This is a genomic window from Pseudarthrobacter sp. fls2-241-R2A-127 (assembly GCF_030209355.1).
Taxonomy (GTDB): Bacteria; Actinomycetota; Actinomycetes; order Actinomycetales; family Micrococcaceae; genus Arthrobacter.
In genome coordinates, this window is the sequence record NZ_JARVSF010000039.1 from 1 (window position 1) to 1,731 (window position 1,731).

Annotated in this window: 2 protein-coding genes; both read right to left on the bottom strand. The window is 67.2% G+C overall.

Translation table 11 applies throughout. The features are described 5' to 3' along the window. Positions 1-241: 241 nt before the first annotated feature. Positions 242-394, bottom strand: coding sequence for a hypothetical protein (locus QRN53_RS18725; protein ID WP_285245314.1), 153 nt, complete (start codon positions 392-394; stop codon positions 242-244). A 183-nt stretch (positions 395-577) separates the two neighbouring features. Continuing rightward, a complete protein-coding gene (locus QRN53_RS18730) occupies positions 578-1,603 on the bottom strand; it encodes a DUF4192 domain-containing protein (RefSeq protein WP_285245315.1) in 1,026 nt (341 codons plus the stop codon). Positions 1,604-1,731 lie beyond the last annotated feature (128 nt).

Here is a 1,731-nt window from a genome sequence, read left to right on the forward strand (position 1 = left end):
CAAAGGCGCCTCACCCGCCAGCCGTGTCACCAACCAACCGGGTTAGTACAGCTAGACCGGCCGGAGCGGACACGTACAATCCGTCAGGACAGCAGCCAAAACCAGAAAAAGGGCTTTTGCAGTCCGAGCGGCGCGAGGTCCTTTTCAGCGGTTAAAGGGCTGAGGCCGGCCCCGTGGGGCCGGCCTCAGTTTTCCCTCAGCAAAAGGAAACCCAGTGGTGCAGCGTCTTCGCTGCATGAAGTTACAGGTCCAGCGGGGATTTCTCCCAGGAGATATCGACGATGGGGGCGCCTGGCTGCGGCATGGTCAACATCGAGAGTTCGAGGATGTCCTGGGCCTGGGTGGCGTCCGCTGCTGCGGCGTCGTCGTCCGTGAGGATGTACTCGTGGCTCATGTGCTGCCCCCAGGCTTGTAGTGGCTTGTCTTCCTTGTCCACTGTAGCCCGGCCTCTGGCCCGTTGCCTGGTTGTGGTGCTGCGCCCGCGGCAGCGTGATCGGCGGCCGGAGGAGCTTGCGGGGAGGCCGCCCCCGCACCCGCGGGGGCCGGACCCTTCCTGGCCCGGCCCGGCCCCATCCGTCTAGCGGTGCCGCTTGTAGGCGGTGGCCTGGTTCTTCGCGACGGGGGCGATGGTTCCCCGGCTCACCAGCTCCTCCATCAGTTCCGCGAGCCGGTAGCCCGGCGTGTCTGACAGGGCGAGCTTGAAGTGGTCCGCAGCTACGGATGACTGGCCTTTGAGGTAGGCCAGCCATCCGATCAAGGTCAGCAGCGGCGCCCGGTAACCTTCGGGGGCGGCGTCGATGAGGTCCCGGGCGGTGTCCTGTGCCCGGTCCACGCGGTCCCAGTCGGGGGCGATCCCCTCCCCTACGAGCAGGTTCCCGCTGTCCTCGGCGTCCGGCAGTTTCGGGTCGATCACGTTGCAGAGCAGCGTGTCGCGCAGGTCGGGGCGCTGGAAGCAGGCCAGCAGCTCCACCGCTGTCTGCGGGTCCATCCAGCCTCCCCGGCTCAGGGCCTCTGCCCACAGTTTCCGGCCCGGGCGCAGCTCCGCGCCGAGCACTCCCGGGAGTGCACGACGGATCTGTTCCTCTCTGTCTGCCGGGCCTGAGAAGGGCGCGTAGGTCGTGCCGGGCGTCTGTTGGTAGCTGCTGCCACGGAACACCAGTTCGGCGTTCAGTTGACCGTCGGTGATGGCCTCCAGCGGTTCGGGCGGGCAGCACCCGGCGTCGCTGTCGCACAGCAGGTTTTGCCAGTGCGACGGGGTGACCAGCCACGCGTCACGTAGCGGCGTCCCCGCCGTCTCGAGCACTTCTATGACGGCCTCGACGTGGTCATAGAACGGACGCACCTGTCCGGGGGCCCGGGTGGTGGCCGTGTAGATGGCCAGCAGCACGCCGGTGGCCTGAGTGTCCAGGGCGAGGTAGTCGGCCATGGAGCGGGCGAACCCGGCAGGTTCCGCGGACGCGGGGGCGTCGACGCGCAGTGTCGCGCCCAGTGTCTTGCCGCGCATCGTCAGGAACACGAATGATTCACGCGGGACGAACCCGAGGGAGTGCGGGATGAAACCAAGGATGTCGGCGGGGCTGGAGATGCGGATTGCGTCGGTCATGTTGATAGTCCTTTGCTGAGGAATTGGTGGGTGGGGCGGCTCGTGGTGACCGGCCAGCTCCCCTCTCCCCCCGTTGTTGTTTTGGCTGCTGGCGAAGCTTGCGGAGCTGTGGCCGACGGAGGCCTGTC

Bases quoted from the DNA above. Each gene is read 5' to 3' on its own strand.
- QRN53_RS18725 (WP_285245314.1), bottom strand. From the start codon at position 394: ATGAGCCACGAGTACATCCTCACGGACGACGACGCCGCAGCAGCGGAC.
- QRN53_RS18730 (WP_285245315.1), bottom strand. From the start codon at position 1,603: ATGACCGACGCAATCCGCATCTCCAGCCCCGCCGACATCCTTGGTTTC.